Origin of the sequence: Acinetobacter sp. AND/436 (genome assembly GCF_049546925.1) — a bacterium.
Taxonomy (GTDB): Bacteria; Pseudomonadota; Gammaproteobacteria; order Pseudomonadales; family Moraxellaceae; genus Acinetobacter; species Acinetobacter indicus.
Genome location: NZ_JBMXBO010000021.1, coordinates 18,623 through 36,407, shown reverse-complemented (window position 1 = coordinate 36,407; position 17,785 = coordinate 18,623). Strand labels below are relative to the sequence as shown.

At 47.7% G+C, this 17,785-nt stretch carries 15 protein-coding genes and 1 pseudogene; 5 read left to right on the top strand and 11 right to left on the bottom strand.

Features of this window, described 5'->3' with window-relative positions; genetic code table 11:
* Positions 1-292: 292 nt before the first annotated feature.
* Complete coding sequence (locus tag ACPEPR_RS13085) at positions 293-784, top strand: macro domain-containing protein (RefSeq protein ID WP_016659595.1); 492 nt, start codon at positions 293-295, stop codon at positions 782-784.
* 151 nt (positions 785-935) lie between these two features.
* Here the strand turns inward: ACPEPR_RS13085 and ACPEPR_RS13080 are convergent, their stop codons facing one another.
* Positions 936-2,588, bottom strand: a complete 1,653-nt coding sequence (locus ACPEPR_RS13080) for an acyl-CoA dehydrogenase family protein (RefSeq protein ID WP_286422460.1) — start codon at positions 2,586-2,588, stop codon at positions 936-938.
* Between the two features lie 80 nt (positions 2,589-2,668).
* On the opposite strand from ACPEPR_RS13080, the gene ACPEPR_RS13075 reads away from it, so the two are divergent.
* Positions 2,669-3,310, top strand: a complete 642-nt coding sequence (locus ACPEPR_RS13075; protein WP_423562524.1) for a TetR/AcrR family transcriptional regulator — start codon at positions 2,669-2,671, stop codon at positions 3,308-3,310.
* Between the two features lie 298 nt (positions 3,311-3,608).
* Positions 3,609-5,129 (top strand): catalase, encoded by a 1,521-nt coding sequence (locus ACPEPR_RS13070; RefSeq protein ID WP_005182013.1) that lies wholly within the window; start codon positions 3,609-3,611, stop codon positions 5,127-5,129.
* Positions 5,130-5,198: 69 nt separating this feature from the next.
* Here the strand turns inward: ACPEPR_RS13070 and ACPEPR_RS13065 are convergent, their stop codons facing one another.
* The 8 genes from ACPEPR_RS13065 to hcaE form a co-directional block, all read right to left on the bottom strand.
* Positions 5,199-6,248, bottom strand: a complete 1,050-nt coding sequence (locus ACPEPR_RS13065; protein ID WP_005182011.1) for an MBL fold metallo-hydrolase — start codon at positions 6,246-6,248, stop codon at positions 5,199-5,201.
* Between the two features lie 183 nt (positions 6,249-6,431).
* Positions 6,432-7,340 (bottom strand): DMT family transporter, encoded by a 909-nt coding sequence (locus tag ACPEPR_RS13060; RefSeq protein WP_423562523.1) that lies wholly within the window; start codon positions 7,338-7,340, stop codon positions 6,432-6,434.
* Positions 7,341-7,652: 312 nt separating this feature from the next.
* Positions 7,653-8,882 (bottom strand): 3-phenylpropionate/cinnamic acid dioxygenase ferredoxin--NAD(+) reductase subunit, encoded by a 1,230-nt coding sequence (gene hcaD, locus ACPEPR_RS13055; RefSeq protein WP_104484194.1) that lies wholly within the window; start codon positions 8,880-8,882, stop codon positions 7,653-7,655.
* 4 nt (positions 8,883-8,886) lie between these two features.
* Positions 8,887-9,852, bottom strand: coding sequence for a 3-carboxyethylcatechol 2,3-dioxygenase (locus ACPEPR_RS13050; RefSeq protein WP_005182005.1), 966 nt, complete (start codon positions 9,850-9,852; stop codon positions 8,887-8,889).
* 67 nt (positions 9,853-9,919) lie between these two features.
* A complete protein-coding gene (gene hcaB, locus ACPEPR_RS13045) occupies positions 9,920-10,735 on the bottom strand; it encodes a 3-phenylpropionate-dihydrodiol/cinnamic acid-dihydrodiol dehydrogenase (RefSeq protein WP_005182001.1) in 816 nt (271 codons plus the stop codon).
* A 2-nt stretch (positions 10,736-10,737) separates the two neighbouring features.
* Positions 10,738-11,064 carry a 3-phenylpropionate/cinnamic acid dioxygenase ferredoxin subunit gene (gene hcaC / locus ACPEPR_RS13040; protein WP_005181999.1) on the bottom strand — a complete coding sequence of 109 codons (327 nt, stop codon included), beginning with the start codon at positions 11,062-11,064 and terminating at the stop codon, positions 10,738-10,740.
* The gene (gene hcaF, locus ACPEPR_RS13035) at positions 11,064-11,582 is read right to left on the bottom strand and encodes a 3-phenylpropionate/cinnamic acid dioxygenase subunit beta (protein ID WP_005181997.1); all 519 of its coding nucleotides are present in this window, start codon (positions 11,580-11,582) and stop codon (positions 11,064-11,066) included. Before hcaF ends, hcaC begins: the two co-directional genes overlap by 1 nt.
* Positions 11,579-12,946 carry a 3-phenylpropionate/cinnamic acid dioxygenase subunit alpha gene (gene hcaE / locus ACPEPR_RS13030; RefSeq protein WP_005181982.1) on the bottom strand — a complete coding sequence of 456 codons (1,368 nt, stop codon included), beginning with the start codon at positions 12,944-12,946 and terminating at the stop codon, positions 11,579-11,581. The genes hcaF and hcaE overlap by 4 nt, the downstream gene beginning before the upstream one ends.
* A gap of 284 nt (positions 12,947-13,230) precedes the next feature.
* Here hcaE and hcaR point away from each other — a divergent pair, with 284 nt between their 5' ends.
* Together hcaR and ACPEPR_RS13020 are read left to right on the top strand one after the other, a co-directional pair.
* Entirely contained in the window at positions 13,231-14,130 is a 900-nt protein-coding gene (gene hcaR, locus ACPEPR_RS13025; protein ID WP_005181980.1) for a DNA-binding transcriptional regulator HcaR, read from the top strand.
* 306 nt (positions 14,131-14,436) lie between these two features.
* A pseudogene (locus tag ACPEPR_RS13020) lies at positions 14,437-15,110 on the top strand (DUF1345 domain-containing protein).
* Positions 15,111-15,185: 75 nt separating this feature from the next.
* Here the strand turns inward: ACPEPR_RS13020 and ACPEPR_RS13015 are convergent.
* Together ACPEPR_RS13015 and ACPEPR_RS13010 are read right to left on the bottom strand one after the other, a co-directional pair.
* A complete protein-coding gene (locus ACPEPR_RS13015; protein ID WP_005181976.1) occupies positions 15,186-16,046 on the bottom strand; it encodes an alpha/beta fold hydrolase in 861 nt (286 codons plus the stop codon).
* Between the two features lie 283 nt (positions 16,047-16,329).
* Positions 16,330-17,619 (bottom strand): OprD family outer membrane porin, encoded by a 1,290-nt coding sequence (locus ACPEPR_RS13010; RefSeq protein WP_168395850.1) that lies wholly within the window; start codon positions 17,617-17,619, stop codon positions 16,330-16,332.
* Between the last annotated feature and the right edge of the window lie 166 nt (positions 17,620-17,785).

The following is a 17,785-nucleotide window of genomic DNA, read 5'->3' as shown; positions in this document are numbered from 1 at the left end:
AGTCAATCATACATTTTTTTGGACAATTCAGCAGCAATTTTGCGACAGTCATGTAACAATAAAAGAAACGGTATAGAAAAATTTTGCAGTGTTTTTCTGAACATTCTTCAGTCAAAAAATGAAAGTAGATTCAGCTGCTCTGCCCCTATAATTATACCACAAAATCTTATATTTTTTATTGTTTCGCAAAGACTTAGCAGTTATATAGCACGCTAGAAAAAACTTCCTGATGGGCTAAAATGAAGCTAGAAGATCAATTCAAACAGCCTCTTCCAAAACAGGAGTTCACAGCATGATTTATGAAGTTTCTGGAGATATTTTATTAAGCCAGGCTCGTGCCATTGCCCACGGTGTTGCCCCAAATGATAACTTTGCCACCGGACTGGCTTTAAGTCTGCGCGAACACTGGCCAGCGCTGTATAAAGACTTCCGGAACTATTGCCATATTTACCATCCTAAAGCGGGTGAACAGTGGACCTGGGTCAATGCCGAAGGTCAGCGCATCATTAACCTGATGACTCAGGAAGCAGCCTATGACAACGGTTCCAAGCCGGGTAAAGCATCGACAGAATACGTCAACCGCACCCTGAAAAACCTGAAACAGCTGGTTGAAGCCGAGAATATTGAAAGTTTGGCGCTGCCACGTCTGGCCACCGGTGTCGGCGGTCTGGATTGGGAAGAAGTCCGCCCGCTGATTTACAAGCATTTAGAAGACCTGAATATTCCGGTTTATATCTACACCCTGTACCAGAAAGGGGTGAAAGCAGACGAACCGGCGCATTAAGCCAAGCTCGTTTGATCGTTAGAGTAAGACTGATGCCGGGATCACACAGCTACTCAACTGCAGACCACCGTGCATCCAGTCCGATTTCCCCGCTTGGCTGAAGTCAAGCGGGGAATTTTTCTATCAGGATACGCTCTATCACGCGTGATGTTTAGGCCGCCAGCGCACGTTCTAACAGCCGGGCAACATCGACCTGGGCCGGGTCTAACATGCCCACCACCTGACCATGCAGGGTCTGATAACGGCTCTGGATAAAGGCCTGTGCCACAAAATCAGGTGCATGCTGGTTTAAGATGACCGCCTGTGCCAGCAGCACCAAACGGCTTACCAGCGTACGTGCCATAAACTGCAAGGCTTGTGGGTCTGTCTGCTGGAACAGCTGCATCAGCGCCTGTAATTCCTGCTGTAACAGCGGCTGCTGTTGCACACCGTCGGCCAGCGACTGCAACAGGACCTGCATGGAGGCCGGATCACGCTGTATCGCGCGTAGCACATCCAGACACATGACATTGCCCGAACCTTCCCAGATACTATTTACCGGGGCTTCTTTAAAAATACGCGCCATGATGCCGTTGTCGACATAGCCATTGCCGCCAAAAACTTCCATCATTTCGCCGCTCAGCTCGACAGTACGCTTACACACCCAGAACTTGGCGGCCGGAGTCATAATCCGCTTCCAGGCCTGCGCCAGCAGCGTATCCAACTGATAGCACTGCGCCAGATAAAAACCCAGCTGCACCGCGGCTTCGGTTTCCAGTGCCAGATCAGCCAGCACCGCCTGCATCAGCGGCTGTTCAGCCAGCGGCTTACCAAAGGCTTTACGCTGCCGGGTATAGGCAATACATTGCACCAGCGCCTGGCGCAACATGGCACTGCTGCCGACCACACAGGTCAGGCGGGTATAATTGGCCATTTCAATAATAGTGGGAATACCACGGCCAGCTTCGCCAATCATGATGCCCCAAGCCTCGTGAAACTCGACTTCCGAGCTGGAATTGCTGCGGTTGCCGACCTTATCTTTTAAACGCTGGATATGAATCGTGTTCTTGCGGCCATCTTCCAGCCAGCGCGGCACAAAGAAGCAGGCCAAGCCATCCTGTTCGGTTTTGGCCACCACCAAATGCGCATCACACATCGGCGCCGAGAAAAACCATTTATGCCCGGTCAGCAGATAAGGCTGGCCACGACCCGCTGCCCCCACCGGAGTGGCGATGGTTTCATTGGCGCGTACATCGGAGCCGCCCTGCTTTTCAGTCATGCCCATGCCCAGCCAGATTGATGTTTTCTGCGCCATTGGAATATCCCGCGCATCATATTCATTCGACAGCAGTTTATCGCCGAGCTGTTGCCACAGTTCAGGTTCACGCTGAATGAGCGGAATGCTGCCCAGGGTCATAGAAGCGGGACACAGATTGCCACATTCAACCTGACCACTCAGATAAAACCGCGCCGCCCAATCGACCCAGGCAGATGCAGACTGAGGTTCAATAAAGGGATGGGCATGGGTCTGAAATTCCCGGTTCAGCGCCATCCAGTAATGCCAGGCCGGATGGAACTCGACCACATCCTGACGGCGGCCGCGAGCATCAAAGGCCTGTAACTGCGGGGTATGGCTATTGGCTAAATGGGCAGAATGATAAGCCTCTGCCGATCCGGCCTGCTGACCGAGTGCGCTAAGGCGTGCCTGATCCTGACTGCCATAGCGCTGCAAGATTTCCTGCAATACGCGGTCACTCGCAAACAGGTTATAATCCTGACGTTCATCAAACTGATTCTGAATAGAATGGGTCATCCATGCCTGCATCGTTCATCGTTCCTGATTGATTATGATGATAGGCTTTCAGTATAAAGAATATTCACCCACAGCATGTTCGGTTTTCAGTCATGACCTCCCCCTCTGTACAGCTGCGGCGTAAGCCTCGCCAGTCCCGGGCCAAACAGACCCAGCAGGCACTGCTGGACAGTGTTGTTCGGCTTTTGCAGCAGCAGACACCCGCACAACTGACCATCCGTGAGATTACCGAACTGGCCGGGGTCGGTCTGGGCACCTTTTATGAATACTTTGCCCAGAAAGAAGATTTGCTGGCCTGGGTGATTCACCAGCAGATTATCCAGCATGCCGAGGCGCTACGCAGTTATACCCAGCCACCGCTACAGTTATCCACAACTGGTGATATTTGCAGCGATATACTGACCCTGCTGCGCTTTCAGCTTGACCGTATCCGCAGCGAACAGCGGCTGTGGGCCAGTGTGTTTTTACTGGAACGCAGCCTGTCGAGCGAGCAGGCCTATCAAAAGCATTATCAGCTGATGCTGGACAGCTGGCAGCAGATTTTAAGCCGCTATACGCCTGAAACCCGCGAACGCTTGCGCTGTGCCGAAAACCTGCATCGCATCAGTTATGGCTTTATTTCACAAACCCTGTTAATCCAGCCCACATTCCAGGACTGGCCGCAACTGCAGGCCGATATTGAACTGGCCATCCAGCCATTTTTAGCCCGGCTCATCTCAACAAAATCCGACTAAAACACTCAGAAATCAAAACTTTAAGCTATCGATTATTCCTTTGAGCACTAATCGTTTTATCTATTTGAAAAAGTGTTATATTCGGTTTAAATTAAATAAGAACCAAGTTGCATTTTTATGTTTTTTATCCATCGTCATTCTGCCCAGCCAGCTATTGCAAGGTAGATTTCAATGATAAGCTGGGTTTATTTTTTATATTGATGACTTTGATAACGGTTAATTTCATGAGATGTCACCTGCCTGGAGAATCCAGCCCGTGTCCAACGTCAGCACATGAATACAATAACGGAGAACGATAATGAGCCAAGACTTTAAAAAATGTCCGGTCACCCACCTCACCACCGATGCCGGTGCTCCGGTGGTCGATAACCAGAACAGTATGACCGCCGGTGCCCGTGGTCCATTACTTACCCAAGATTTATGGCTCAATGAAAAACTAGCGAACTTTGTTCGTGAAGTGATTCCTGAGCGTCGTATGCACGCCAAAGGTTCAGGTGCATTCGGAACCTTTACCGTGACTCACGACATTACCCAATATACCCGCGCCAAAATTTTCTCTGAAGTCGGCAAGAAAACCGAAATGTTTGCCCGCTTCTCGACAGTGGCCGGTGAGCGCGGTGCAGCCGATGCCGAACGTGATATTCGCGGTTTTGCACTAAAATTCTATACCGAAGAAGGCAACTGGGATTTAGTCGGTAACAACACACCGGTGTTCTTCTTCCGTGACCCGCGCCAGTTCCCGGACCTGAACAAAGCGGTAAAACGTGACCCGAAAACCAACGTCCGTTCTGCTAACAACAACTGGGATTTCTGGACCCTGTTACCAGAAGCGCTGCATCAGGTGACCATTGTCATGTCAGACCGCGGTATTCCAGATGGTTATCGTCATATGCATGGTTTTGGCAGCCACACCTACAGCTTCATTAATGCCAACAATGAACGTTTCTGGGTCAAATTCCATTTCCGTACCCAGCAAGGCATTAAAAACCTGACCGATGCCGAAGCCGCAGCACTGATTGGCCAGGACCGTGAAAGCAGCCAAAATGACCTGTTTAATGCAATTGAACGTGGCGATTTCCCGAAATGGACCCTATTCGTGCAGATCATGCCGGAAACCGAAGCGGAAACCGTGCCTTATCATCCGTTTGACCTGACCAAAGTCTGGCCAAAAGGTGATTATCCATTAATTGAAGTCGGTGAGTTTGAACTGAACCGTAACCCAGAAAACTATTTCCAGGATGTGGAACAGGCCGCTTTTGCGCCAAGTACCCTGGTGCCGGGGATCAGCTATTCACCAGACCGTATGCTGCAAGCGCGTTTAATTAACTATGCCGATGCCGCACGTTATCGCGTGGGGGTAAACCATTCCCAGATTCCGGTAAACGCAGCCCGTTGTCCGGTCCACTCTAACCGCCGTGATGGTCAGGGCCGTATGGATGGCAACTATGGCGGCTTGCCACACTATGAGCCAAACAGCTTCCAGCAATGGCAGGAACAGCCACAGTACCGTGAACCACCACTGAAAATCCGTGGCGATGCCGATTTCTGGGATTATCGTCAAGATGACAGCGATTACTTTAGCCAGCCGCGTGCCCTGTTCAACCTGATGAATCCTGAACAGAAACAGGCGCTGTTTGACAATACTGCGCGTGCCATGGGCGATGCCTATGACTTTATCAAGTACCGTCATATCCGTAACTGCTTTATGTGTGACCCGGCCTACGGCGAAGGTGTAGCCCAAGCCTTGGGGATGACCGTGGCAGATGCTCAGGCCGCTCGAGCCACCGACCCTGCGCTGGGTCAGCCAGGCGTGCTCTAAGCCTCTACACAGAGAGTTCAAGCCATAAAAAAACCACCTTCGGGTGGTTTTTTGTTGCAGGATTTAAACTTAAACAATCAGCTTCTTGCCTTCGCGAATGCAATAAAACGGATTCATCAGTTTTGAGGATTTACGCATGGCATTTTGCAAATCGACTTCCGGCTGTTCACGGCCTTCATCGGTGAGCTGGAAGGTACGGTAATGAATGGCCAGCGAACATTTGGAATGCAGGTCTTTATGCGCCTGAAAAGCATCTTCCGGATTCATGTGCATATAGCGCATCAGGTCCCGTGGCTCATAGGCACCAATCGGTAATAGTGCAATCCGCGGTGCGCCAATACGGGCATGGATTTCCTTAAAATGCGAGGAATAACCGGTATCTCCGGCAAAGAAGCAGTGATCTTCACCATGCAGAATCGAGAAGCCACCCCAGAGGGCACTGTTCTGGTCGCGCATACCACGGCCTGAACCATGCTGCGCCGGAATATAGACCAGTTTTAATTCATTAAATAGCGCCGATTGCCACCAGTCCATTTCCACCACATGAAAGTTTTTTGGCAAATACCAGCTGTTGCCCAGTCCGGTATAAATTGGCATGGCAAAACGGGCATGTAACCAGCGCAGGGTGGCCAGATCCATGTGGTCATAATGGTTATGGCTCAACAGCACCGCATGAATGGTCGGTAACTCTTCCAGGGCAATTCCAGCCGGGCAAATCCGTTTCGGACCTCTGCCCTGCTGCGGTCCGGCATATTCACACCAGACCGGATCGGTCAGGAAATTATAGGGGCCAATCTGAATCAGAACGGTAGCATGCCCTACAAACCAGATCTGCCAGTCATCCAGGCTGGCATTCGGACGTTCCTGCGGAATCGGACGCTTGCCTTCAGCGGGCTGCTCTGGTGTGTTTTCTGCGGTCCAGCTATTGCGTTTACGCTGTAACAGCCATTTCAGCAAATCACTGCGGCTACGCCCTTCGGGTGCCGGCACCGGATTGAAAAACTGGGCACCGTTATAATGCCGGGAAGGTAAAAACTGCAAAGCAGGCTGACGCCAGGCGTGTGACCAACATGTTTCGGTTGGTAGCTGAAAATGCTTAGGTTCCGCGTTTTGATTCATGTCAGTCCGATAAAAATTGAAGCACGTAGAGCAAATCCTGTGATTTATTAAGTCTTCATTACACAGGACAGCAAGTGCCGATGCAATATGCATAGTATCCAAAATTGTGGAATATTTTGTTTTATGTTTTTGTTGTTTTTAGCAAAAGCCAAAACAGCAGGAAGCGCATGGCTTCCTGTGCTGTCACCATTTAGAAAAATACTGACGCTGCCAGTCTTTCCAGAAATACATCACAATGCCCAGCATCACCACCGCAATCCCGGCCACCGCATGTGCACTGATATGCTCATGATTCAGGGTCGCTCCGAGTACCAGTGCAATAATCGGGGTCATCACATTGCTTAAAGAGACAGTGGACGCAGCCAGACGGCGAATCAGCCAGAAATAACACAGCATCGCCACAATCGAAGACATGACCATGGTAAACAAAAAGCCAATCATGGTTTGCATGCCCGGCCATTCGGTTGGCATATGTGACCAGATGAATGGCAACATCAGCATTGAACCCAGTGCCGAGACCAGCAAGGAACCGGTGGCCTGTGACATCGGACTCAGTGGTGCATTAATCTGCTTGACCCAGAAAATCGAGCTGATATACGACACCATGCTAATTAACATCAGCACAATCCCAATCGGGTTGATCTTGCTGTCTGCCGAGTCGGCAAAGACATAACTCAGCCCGGCCACCGCCACCGCCATGCCCAGCCATTGCAGGGCCACCAGTTTCTGGGTTTTTAAAATCACATGGCCAATTAAACCGGCAATAAGCGGGGAAAAACCAAAAATCAGCGCCATTAAACCCGAAGTCAGGTAATTGGCTGCCAGATAAATAAACAGCTGCGCACCAATCAGGTTCAGGCTGCCCGCCACATAACTTTTGAGTGAGGTTTCATCCAGCGGCAACGGATCACGCATCAGTTTCAGTAAAAACAGCGCAATCAGCGAAGCCCCGAAATAGCGGATAATCAGCACCCACATGGGATGGACTTCTTCCACACTCCACACAATCGCCAGTGGCGTGGTGGCCCAGATCAGCACCAGCAAGGCATAGATACTGGCGGTAACGATCATGGGAGATGAGTTTGAACTCATAGACAACTCAACTAAATTTGAAAACCATAAAATGAAGGCATCTTTATTCAAACCCATCTTGAAATAATGAGGATGACGACCTGAATGTCACCACGGAACGAAGAGAGACGCCCAAACAATGAAAAGAGTTTTGCCCTGCGAACTCAAAAATAAATTTTGAGGATTCTTATCAGCTTTAAAAAGTAAGACCTACCGACACAAAGTCATGTACAAATCACCATGCACATTGTGGACATGTCTCAACAAGAAAATAAAACAGCCATAAAAAAGCAGACCAAAGTTACCCAAGGTCTGCCCTGCCGTATCGCCGGATTATTTTACCAGCTTACGAAGATCCTGACTCAGATCGAGATATTTGTCAGCCTCAAAAGCCGCCTGTTTACTGATCAGCTTTTTCAGGTGACGCATATCTTTGGCTGCATTCACGGTAATCCCGCCAACGATCACGCCATCGGTGACACCAAACAATACGAATGATGATTCAGCACGCAGTTCAGGTTTGATCTCGCCACGCACATGCCATTCAGCCGCTGCCATATCACCAACAAACTGATAGTTGATGTCCAGCTGATCGGTCCAGAACCAGGCCGGGTTTGCCGCTGGATGTTCAACGCCCATCACGTGACGCGCGAAGATACCCGCTTGCAGGTTGGCATTTTCCCAGGTTTCAACGCGGCGGTGGTTACCACAGTCACGCAGTTGCGTGGCCACGTCACCCGCTGCATAAATATCCGGATTTGAGGTCTGGCAATTTTCATTGACCTTAACCGCAAAGTCCGCATCCAGACCGGCTTCAACGGCCAGCTGTGCATTCGGGATAATCCCGATGCCATAGACCACAGCATCTGCACGCAGCTCTTCACCGCCTTCCAGTGTTACCACAATTTCTTCGCCATCCAGCTTGCATTCTGCAATCTGGGTCGACAGGCGTACATCAACACCGGCCAGTTGTTGCTGCTGCAGCAGGAACTCGCTCAGGATGCGTGGTGATGAACGACCCATCACCATTGGACCCATTTCAATCACGGTCACTTCACATTCTTTAAAACGTGCGCTTGATGCAAGCTCCAGACCGATCACACCACCACCAATCAGGATGATACGGCGGCCCGGCTGTAATACCGGCACCAGCGCTTGTGAATCTTCCAGGTTACGCAGGGTGTACACGTGTTTACCCAGCGCATCGAAGTTGGGTAAACGACGCGCTGCACCACCGGTGGCCAGCAGTAACTTGTCATAAGCAACGACATCACCGTTTTGCAGTTCAACCGTTTTTGCCTCGGCATTGATTTTGGCCACACCGTTACCACGGATGGTTTCAACGCCCAGTTCCGCCAGTTTTTCTTCTGACAGAATTTCGATTTTGGTTTCGGCTGGTTTGAGAATCACATCTTTAGACAAAGGCGGACGCTCATACGGCAAATGGGTTTCATCCCCGATCAGGGTGATTTTGCCTTCGTATTTGTTGCCACGTAATTCCAGAATTGCGCTGGCACCGGCCTGACCTGCACCGACAATCACGATGCTGTTTACATTGCTCATTCAGTTAACCTTTTAATTCTGCAGAAACGATACCGAAACCGGCAATCCACTCGCTGATTTCTTCATAGCAGTGGGTGGTCATGTCATATTCGCCCAGCTCATGCAATGCAGCAAATGCCGCCATCCATGAACGGACTTCCTGACCGCCACGGCCGCCATCACGACGGATTTCCGCTTCAGTCATGGCTTCCAGTGCTGCGAAATCTGCCTGCTTGAATTTCTCCAGCAAAGCAATATCCCATTCCGCATTCAGCGGGACTGCCACAGAAGTATCCCCCGCGGCCAGCTTCTGACCCACGGCAATAATTTTTGCCTGACGGGCTTCACGGGCTTCCGGGGTCGGGTTACGACCGGCAATCAGGAATTCTTCCACTTCTGGTGGTACCGAACCCATTTGCGGGGTTGGTGGATCGTGAGACAGACCACCCGTACCCAGAACCAGTACGCGTTCGTTTTCAAGATTCAGTGACTTGATAAACTGACCGACCGCACGACCTAAAGCGATGGTACGTTTGGTGGTTGGCATTGGTGCAGCTGCACCATTAATGAAAACTGGAATAGTAGGATAACGATCGAGCTGACCACCACACAGGAAATGTAATGGCTGGGTCACACCGTGGTCGGCCTGCATACGATACGAATAGGCCACATCCACGCCTTCATCGAGGACACGGCGAACCAGATTGAGTGCAGTTTCTTCAGGCACATCAATCTTGTTGTTGTCTTTACCATAGTCCCAGTCACCTGCTGCAGTGGCACGAATACCCACACAGAAACTTGGCATCAGGTCATAGAAGAAACCATTGAAATGGTCTGGACCAAAGGTAATGATCAGGGTTGGATCGTAGGCTTTGACTTCCGCAGACAGTTTTTCAAACGCCTGACGAACAGCTTGTTCTTTGCGTTGTTCTTGCGGAGTGGCAAACTCCATTAAAGGACTGTGCGATGCACAAATAAGTTTAACGGCCATGTGTGGCTCCTAAACGGAAGGCAGCCAAAAGGCTGCCGGGTTAGTCCATTATGTTTTAAGGCGTGAATTACTCGTCAAAGAAACCGGCACGTGGTTGACGTAAACCACGAATGCCCAAGCCACATTCCGCGTTAATCAGCACGCCGGTCAGTGGACGGTTGTTTTGACGTGAAGCCAGCAGCACATATGAACCGGTCATATCTTCTGGTTCTGGCAAGAAGTTCAGTGGCATACCACGGGCAATTTTCTCAGGATCACGTGCATCGAGCAGGCCAACATTTTCCTGACCGAGTGATGCCGCGCCTTTGATATTCACATTCATGGCAGACGGTGCCACGGCATTGACACGAACTTTTGGCGCTAATTCATAGGCCAGTTCTTTCATGATGCCTACACCGGCATGTTTGGATGCGGTATAAACAGGACCACCGCCCGATGAATACAGCGCAGAGTTTGATAAAGTGAAGATAATTGAACCTTCAGACTTGATCAGCTCGTCTAGCGCTGCTTTGGCACCCAGAATCAGCGACTTGGTATTAATGCCCATGATTTCATCAAAGGCTTTATCCAGTTGCTCACCCGAGGTGTTAACGATATCGGCATAGTGATCCCAGATACCGGCATTACCCACAAAACAGTCAAGCTTGCCAAAACGCTCAACGGTCGCTTGAACAGCACGGACATTGTCTTCATAGTTGGCAACATCACCAGCGATTGCAAGAATTCGGTCACCAAAGTGTTCCTGTAAAGCATCAACTTTAGACTGAGAACGCTGAAGAACGGCCACCTGTGCTCCTTCTTCCAAAAAACGCTCAACCAAAGCCCAGCCTAAACCTGAACCACCACCAGTGATGAGTGCAACTTCGCCTTTTAGCCAACCCATGATTACTCTCCTGCCATCTCTACGTATAACGCGCCATCTTCAACAATCACTGGGAATGTCTGGATTGGATCTGTTGCTGGCAAGCATAGTGCTTGACCAGTTTTCAAACAGAAACGTGCAGAGTGCAGCGGACATTCAACTGTACCGTCGTCTTCCAGATAACCTTCAGACATCGACGCATTACCATGTGAACAGCGGTCATTCATTGCGAAGAATTCACCGCCATTGTTGAATACTGCCAGCGCATCGATACCGTTTACGCCGCAGTCCACTTTCAATGCTTCGCCTTCGTCAAGCTCGTCAACTTGGCAAACAAAAATCTTATTCATTAGAAGAACACACTCAGGTTATGTGAGTTATAGGTAACTTGGTCAAGCGTGATCTTACGGTTGAAGATTTGGAAGCCTAAGCCGCCTTCAACTTTACGGATCTTGTCATGACGCTTACCACAGTAAATCGTAACGTCTTTCTCTTTTTGGGTACGGTACAGTAAATAAGTCACGTACACATCGTATTCGCCTTCTACTTCAGACGCTTCAACAATCACGTTAGACACCATGTGAGTCGTACGTGATGGAGGCTCTTCTGCCCAGGCCATACCGGTTTCAAGACGGGCAACACGACGTTCCAACAGATCTTTCGTATCGTTGAACACCCAAGTCGTCGGTGGTTCAACCGAACGACGACGGTCACGGGTTTGTGCGTTTGGTGTGGTACGTAGCGTATAAGAAATATCTTCAGCTAGCGTGTCTAACCACTCGCGGAATTTCCAGTCATCAAGAAGCTTGGCTTCTTGATACAGGAACTGACTGATCTGGTGATGAAGTTCTAAGCTGATTTGACTCATTTCATAAGCTCCTTCTCGTATTCGTCAGCCGCTTTTTCAACGTCTTCCCATTTTTCATGGATCAATAAATCTGCCCAGCGACGGTACATACCGCGTGCTGCAGTTTCAGAGAAAATGTAGTTGGTGATGCCCGGGATACCATCTTCACGTACTTTCTCGTTGCCTTTACCCATCTCAACGATCAATTTGTTTTGACGTGCTTTATAACCACGTAAAACTTTCTGAATCTCGATCCAGTTCTCAGAGTCATCTTGCTCCAGGAAGCCGGCAGGACCGAATGCACGCGTTGCAGAGCGTTCAAACGCTTCTTTCACTTCTTGAGACGCTTCAGCATCGGCAATACAGAATGCCCAAACTTCAGTTTTGTTTGGACCACGTGGGTGCCATACGCGAAGTGTTGCAGTACCGTTCAACCAAGACAGTGTCGGGAACATGGTGTTGTGACCTGCAAGACGCAGCGCACGTACTTCACCTAGACGCTCTTTTACTTCTTCATACGTTTCGCGGAAGTAGTTGGCCACTTCACCGTCAACCCAAACGTTTGCATCTGGTTTCTCTGTGAAGAAGAAGCCTGAACCGTGACCACGTGAACCGTATTGCAGTGCATCTTTTGCAGTTTCCCAAACTGGACGAGCCGTTTGAGCAGCACCCAATTTCTTGGTTGATTCGTCGTCTGGTTTCGCGCCAAGTACCTGAATCGCAGATGCGTGAGAGAACAGGGCGTGGTATTGGTCAGATGCAAACTGTTCAGCTGCAAATTTCCAGTTACACTCGATTTCCCACTTGTGTACACCACCGATGATTTCAGTACCACCTGGACGACGGTCTACAACGCCATCAAGATACCAAGCGATATCACCCATGTATTCTTCTAGATCTGGTGTGGTTTCATCCCAGCAGCCGAATACCAGGCCTTTGTAAGACTTCACACGGTTTACTTCAACCAGACCCCATTGCTCTTTACATGCACCATGCGGGTAAGCACGATCTTCAAGCGGGATGTCTTTTAAAGAACCGTCAATACCGTAAGACCAGCCGTGGTATGGGCAAGTGAACGCACGGGTATTACCACAGTCTGCGAAGCTTACGCGCATAGAACGGTGACGGCATTGGTTTAAGAATGCTTTGATCGAGCCATCTTTTTGACGTGCCACAATGATCGGATCTTCACCCATATAGGTATTGAAGAAGTCGCCCGCCTTAGGAATTTGGCTTTCATGGCAAAGGAATAACCAGGTACGACCAAATACACGTTCAAGTTCTAACTCGTAGATATCTGGATCAGTATAGATAGATGGCGTAATACGTCCATTTTGTGCATCGACTAAAGCGTCGATTTCGCGCACATCAATTTTTCCACTCATTGAAAGCTCTCCTGTGACCGACACAACGGCACAAAATAAATAGACTCAACTTTGCATGGATAATGATTTTTTAGCGGGGTTTAGTGAAATATTTTTTTTGTTTTAATTAAGATATTTTATCAATTACTTATCGCTTATTTCTCTTTATTAAAGCATTAATAAAATTTGAAAGCCTATTTATTTCCTAAATGGCAGAATAATCTTCACCTAATAGTTGATTATAGACTATACTCTTAAGACATGATAGTTAGACATTTTTTGAATTAATCTTTTGGAATGGGTTTATGGAATTACGTCACCTTCGCTATTTCATTACCGTGGCTGAAGAACTGAACTTCAGTAAGGCTGCCTTGAAGCTCTACACAGCCCAGCCTTCTTTAAGTCAACAGATTAAAGACCTCGAAGAAGACGTTGGCGTAAAACTGTTACACCGGACCAAACGTAAGGTCGAACTGACAGAAGAAGGCGCAGTGTTTCTGGAACAGGCGCGCTTAACCCTGGCTCAGGCCGATAAAGCCGTGGCTATGGCGCGTCAGGTGTCCCAGGCCAAACAGCAGATGCTACGCATTGGCTTTGTCCCGGTCGCGGAAATGAAGATTTTCCCGTATGTATTACCGAATCTGCGCGTACAGAACCCCGATCTGAAAATTGAATTGCTCAGTATGAACAACAATGATCAGATGAAAGCCATTAAAAAAGGTGAACTGGACATCACCTTTACCCGTCACAACTTTAACAGTGATGAAATTGAAAGCCAGTTCGTGCTGCGCGAACCACTGATTTTCATTTTGCCAAAAGACCATCCACTGGCCAAATACGAACGTATTCCGGTCAAAGCCCTCAACGGTATTGATTTTATTATTCCGGCCGCCGAGCAGTCGCAGAATCTGCACGACATGATTCTAAACTTTGCCAAGACCAATGGTATTGAATTTAATATTGTGCAAAAAGCCGACAACATCCTGTTCAATATCAACTCGATTGGTATGGGACTGGGTTGTACCATTTTGCCGGGCTACATTGCCCCGCTGACCATGAACAACACCATCATCCGTCCGCTGGATATCGAACTGCCTTATCTGGACCTGTATGTCAGTTACCGTAAAAACAGCAACTCGCCATCGGTCGACAAGTTTATGGAACTGTTGACCCGGGTGTTTTATCTGGATATTAACCGCGATTAAGCCGCGCTTTGGCTGACTGCCTGCCAGCATCATTATTTCGAGACTAAATAATGGTGCTTTTTTTATGGCCAATTTGCCGACTTTTTAATCAGATTAGACTTAAGTCGCAGGCTTTTTTGCACCATTTTTTATCATTTTTGCACTTTTACGACTTTTTCTCTGCTAGCCGCACAGATTTATTTTCAGCCGCAAACTACAACTTAAGTCTAATAAGCTAGACTACAGTGAAGTGCCGCTATGTTCTGCCCCTGAAGCAGGATGCTAGGCATGCTTTTATCTGTCATGGGCCAGATCAAAGGAATAAGAATGATAAAAACACCGTTTAGCCATATTAAAACCGGGATGCAGTCTCATCCTTATTTTTTTATCAGTTTTCTGATCACCACGGTGCTGTACGGTATTTTTCAGTGCTTGAGCCCGTGGACCTGGTCGACCTGCCTGCTCATCAGCTGATTGCCGTGTCCGGCTATCTGCTCTTTACCCTGCTGAATTTCTGGCACAGTGATCATCAGCATATTCTGCAACGCGCCCAGCAGCAAGATGCCAGTAAATGGCTGATTCTGTTACTGCTGTTTCTCACCCTGGTGATGTGTTTTATTGCGATTATTGTCGAGATCAATTTATTTGCCCAAACCGACTTTGCCCGCATGGGGCATTTTCTGCTGGCGATTACCACTATTTTATGTGCCTGGCTGTTTATGCATACCATTTTTGCGATTCACTATGCGCATGACTATTATCTGGCGCTGCAACAGCATCAGGCAGGTGGGCTGGAGTTTCCGAAAACCCCTTATCCGACCTATCCGGATTTTCTCTATTTTAGCTATGTGATTGGCACGTCGGCACAAACCGCCGATGTCACCATCAGCTCACGCGCGATGCGTATCCTGAATACGCTGCATATTGTGCTGGCCTATATGTTTAACACCACCATTCTGGCGATTTGTATTAATCTGGTGGCCAGCTTTATTCAACACTAAACCGGTTGAGCCAGAAATTCCGCCCATAAAAAAAGGATGGCCTGTCACCATCCTTTTTTCGCTTTTATCACCGACTTATTTTACGCCGTGCGCCGCCAGGTAGTTTTTAATAACTGTGTTGAACTCATCGGCTTTTTCAACTTGTGACCAGTGACCACATTGGCTGAAGATGTGCGCATCTGCATTTGGCACCACATTCAGAATGTCCCAGGTACGGGATACTGGAATCACCACGTCTTGAGTACCATGAATCAGAAGTACAGGTACCGTGATGTCTTTCATTTTTTCGAAGTCTAATGGGAATTCGAAACGGTCACGGTCACGCGCACCCACCACGTCCATTAAACGGTCAGATGCATAGTCATTTGCAGCCGAGTCAAAACGGACTTTCACCAGTTCGTCTGTAATCAGGTCTTTGTTCACCACGAACATAGACAGTGTCTTACGGATACCTTCTTCAGTCAGTACTGGGTTCGCGTGCGCTTTCAGTGCAGCAGTTTGCTTGGCACCACCGGTACCCATAGACACGATACCCAGAACGCGCTCTGGATAATCCAGTGCCAATTGAAATGCCAACCAGCCACCTAAAGAGTTACCCACCAACCAGGTTTTCTCGATACCTAAAGCATCTAAGGTACGGATTGCGTGATCAACCCAGGCACGGATCCCGTATTGGGTACCCGGTGCAACAACGGTTTGACCATAACCAATGGTATCAATCGCGATACAACGTGCCTGTTCACCAATTTGTGGCAGGTTTAACCACCAGTTGGCTGCTGCAGATACACCCGTACCTGAACCGTGCAAGAACAGAATTGGCGTACCTTCACCAATTTCATGGTAGTGGGTGAGTTCGCCTTCTGCGGTTTCAATCCATTTGTCTTCTAAGCCAAAGAATGAATCTGTTGTATAGTCAGGGATTTGGACAGTGCTCATACTTACTCCTCATACAGTCTTTAGCTTGCGTTTCCCTCAATCTTGGAAGGTCTGGACGTCAAGTGACTCGTTGAACATGCGTTTTCTATAGGCTTATATTAACCGCTCCTGCGCTTTCAACTGATACAAAATTACGATTTTAAACTACAAAAAAACGATTATTTAAGTCATTGTTTTTAAATATTTTAGTTATTTTTAAATCCTTATTTTTATTAGGACTTTCATCTGTTTTTACATAAAAAAGAGCAGCTGGAGGTGCAGCTGCTCTTTAATTTAAGTGAGATTAGAACTTATAGCTATATGTGATTGCTGCACGATGTTCTTCTAGATCAAAGAAACCAGGTACATCTTCAAAATTCGTATCGATATACATATATTGCAGACCTAAACCTTTGAATTTACCTTCTGGCACCACATAATTCACAATCAGGTTATTTTCGTCTTCTTTACCACGTTTATTACCAGCACCATTATCGATATTCCAACCATCATAATGACGCACAGTTGCTGTTAAACCTGGTACACCCACATCAGCAAAGTTATAGGTATAACCCAAGCTCCATGATTTTTCATCTTTACGGATAAAGCTTGCCACTGACCAGTTCGCCAAATAAGGTTGCGGTACCCAACCTGCCAATGTTGGGAAGAACGATGCTTTTTCACCATGCTCACCAAACATTTGTTGATAACCTACATCTACAGTATGGTTACCATGCGTCCAAGCACCTTTCAAAGACAATGCTTGACTGTCGATGTCACCATATAGAGCATCACCAGACTCACGATTATCAAAGTAGCGCGCATGAGTCACAACTTTATTTTGCTCATCTAAAGTCTTGTTATAAGCCACACCTAAATAGTTTTGACGATAAATATGAGTAACATCACCATAGAAGTAGCTTAAGCCCAACTCTGGAGTTGCCTGGTAATCAATCCCAGCCACATACATACCATCACTATCACCAGACTTCACCTGATTTCTTTCGGTATTTAGAGGATTTGGCCATAGTTTAAAATCTTGCGCCTGATTTTCATAACGCGCATTAATACTGTCTAAATAACCTAAAGTGATTTTAGTTTTATCGAGATCTTTAGATTCTAACCAGACACCGTTATAAGTTGTTAATAATTGACGCGAAGGGTCAAAGTGTACCACTGGAGTCACAGGTAAAATCTCACCGACGCGCAGCTCAGTTTGTGAAACTTTCGCTTTTAAAGTTGCTCCAACTTTACCGAAATCACGTGCCTGTTTACCATTGGAAAATGGCAGAATGTAATCATCATCCCCACGATCGCCACTCAAGCGAACCGCATGTTGCACCAGCACATCTACCCCAACTTTTACCGGACCAATATCGGCATAACCAGATTTTGCATCTAAAGTAATGCCCTGTGTCCAGCTACCAAAATCTTGAGTTTTAGTTTGATCTGGTTGCTCAATTTGACGATCTAAATAGAAATTTTTAAATTTAAGTTGAACATTGCTGTCATCAATAAAATCTGCATATGTAGCAGAAGTTCCTAAAGTTGCTGTCGCAGCAAGCATTGCTATCCATAATTTTTGACGACGCATGGTAAATTTTCCCATTCAGCAGATAAAAACAATGCCGTCATCATGCGTAAGCATAATCAAATAGAAAATCCGACCACAGTATTAAACATTTATCGTTTTGGGCATTTTTTTGATTTCACAGCGCTTTTTTTATTTTTTTAAGATATTTCAGCAATCATTTCCCTGC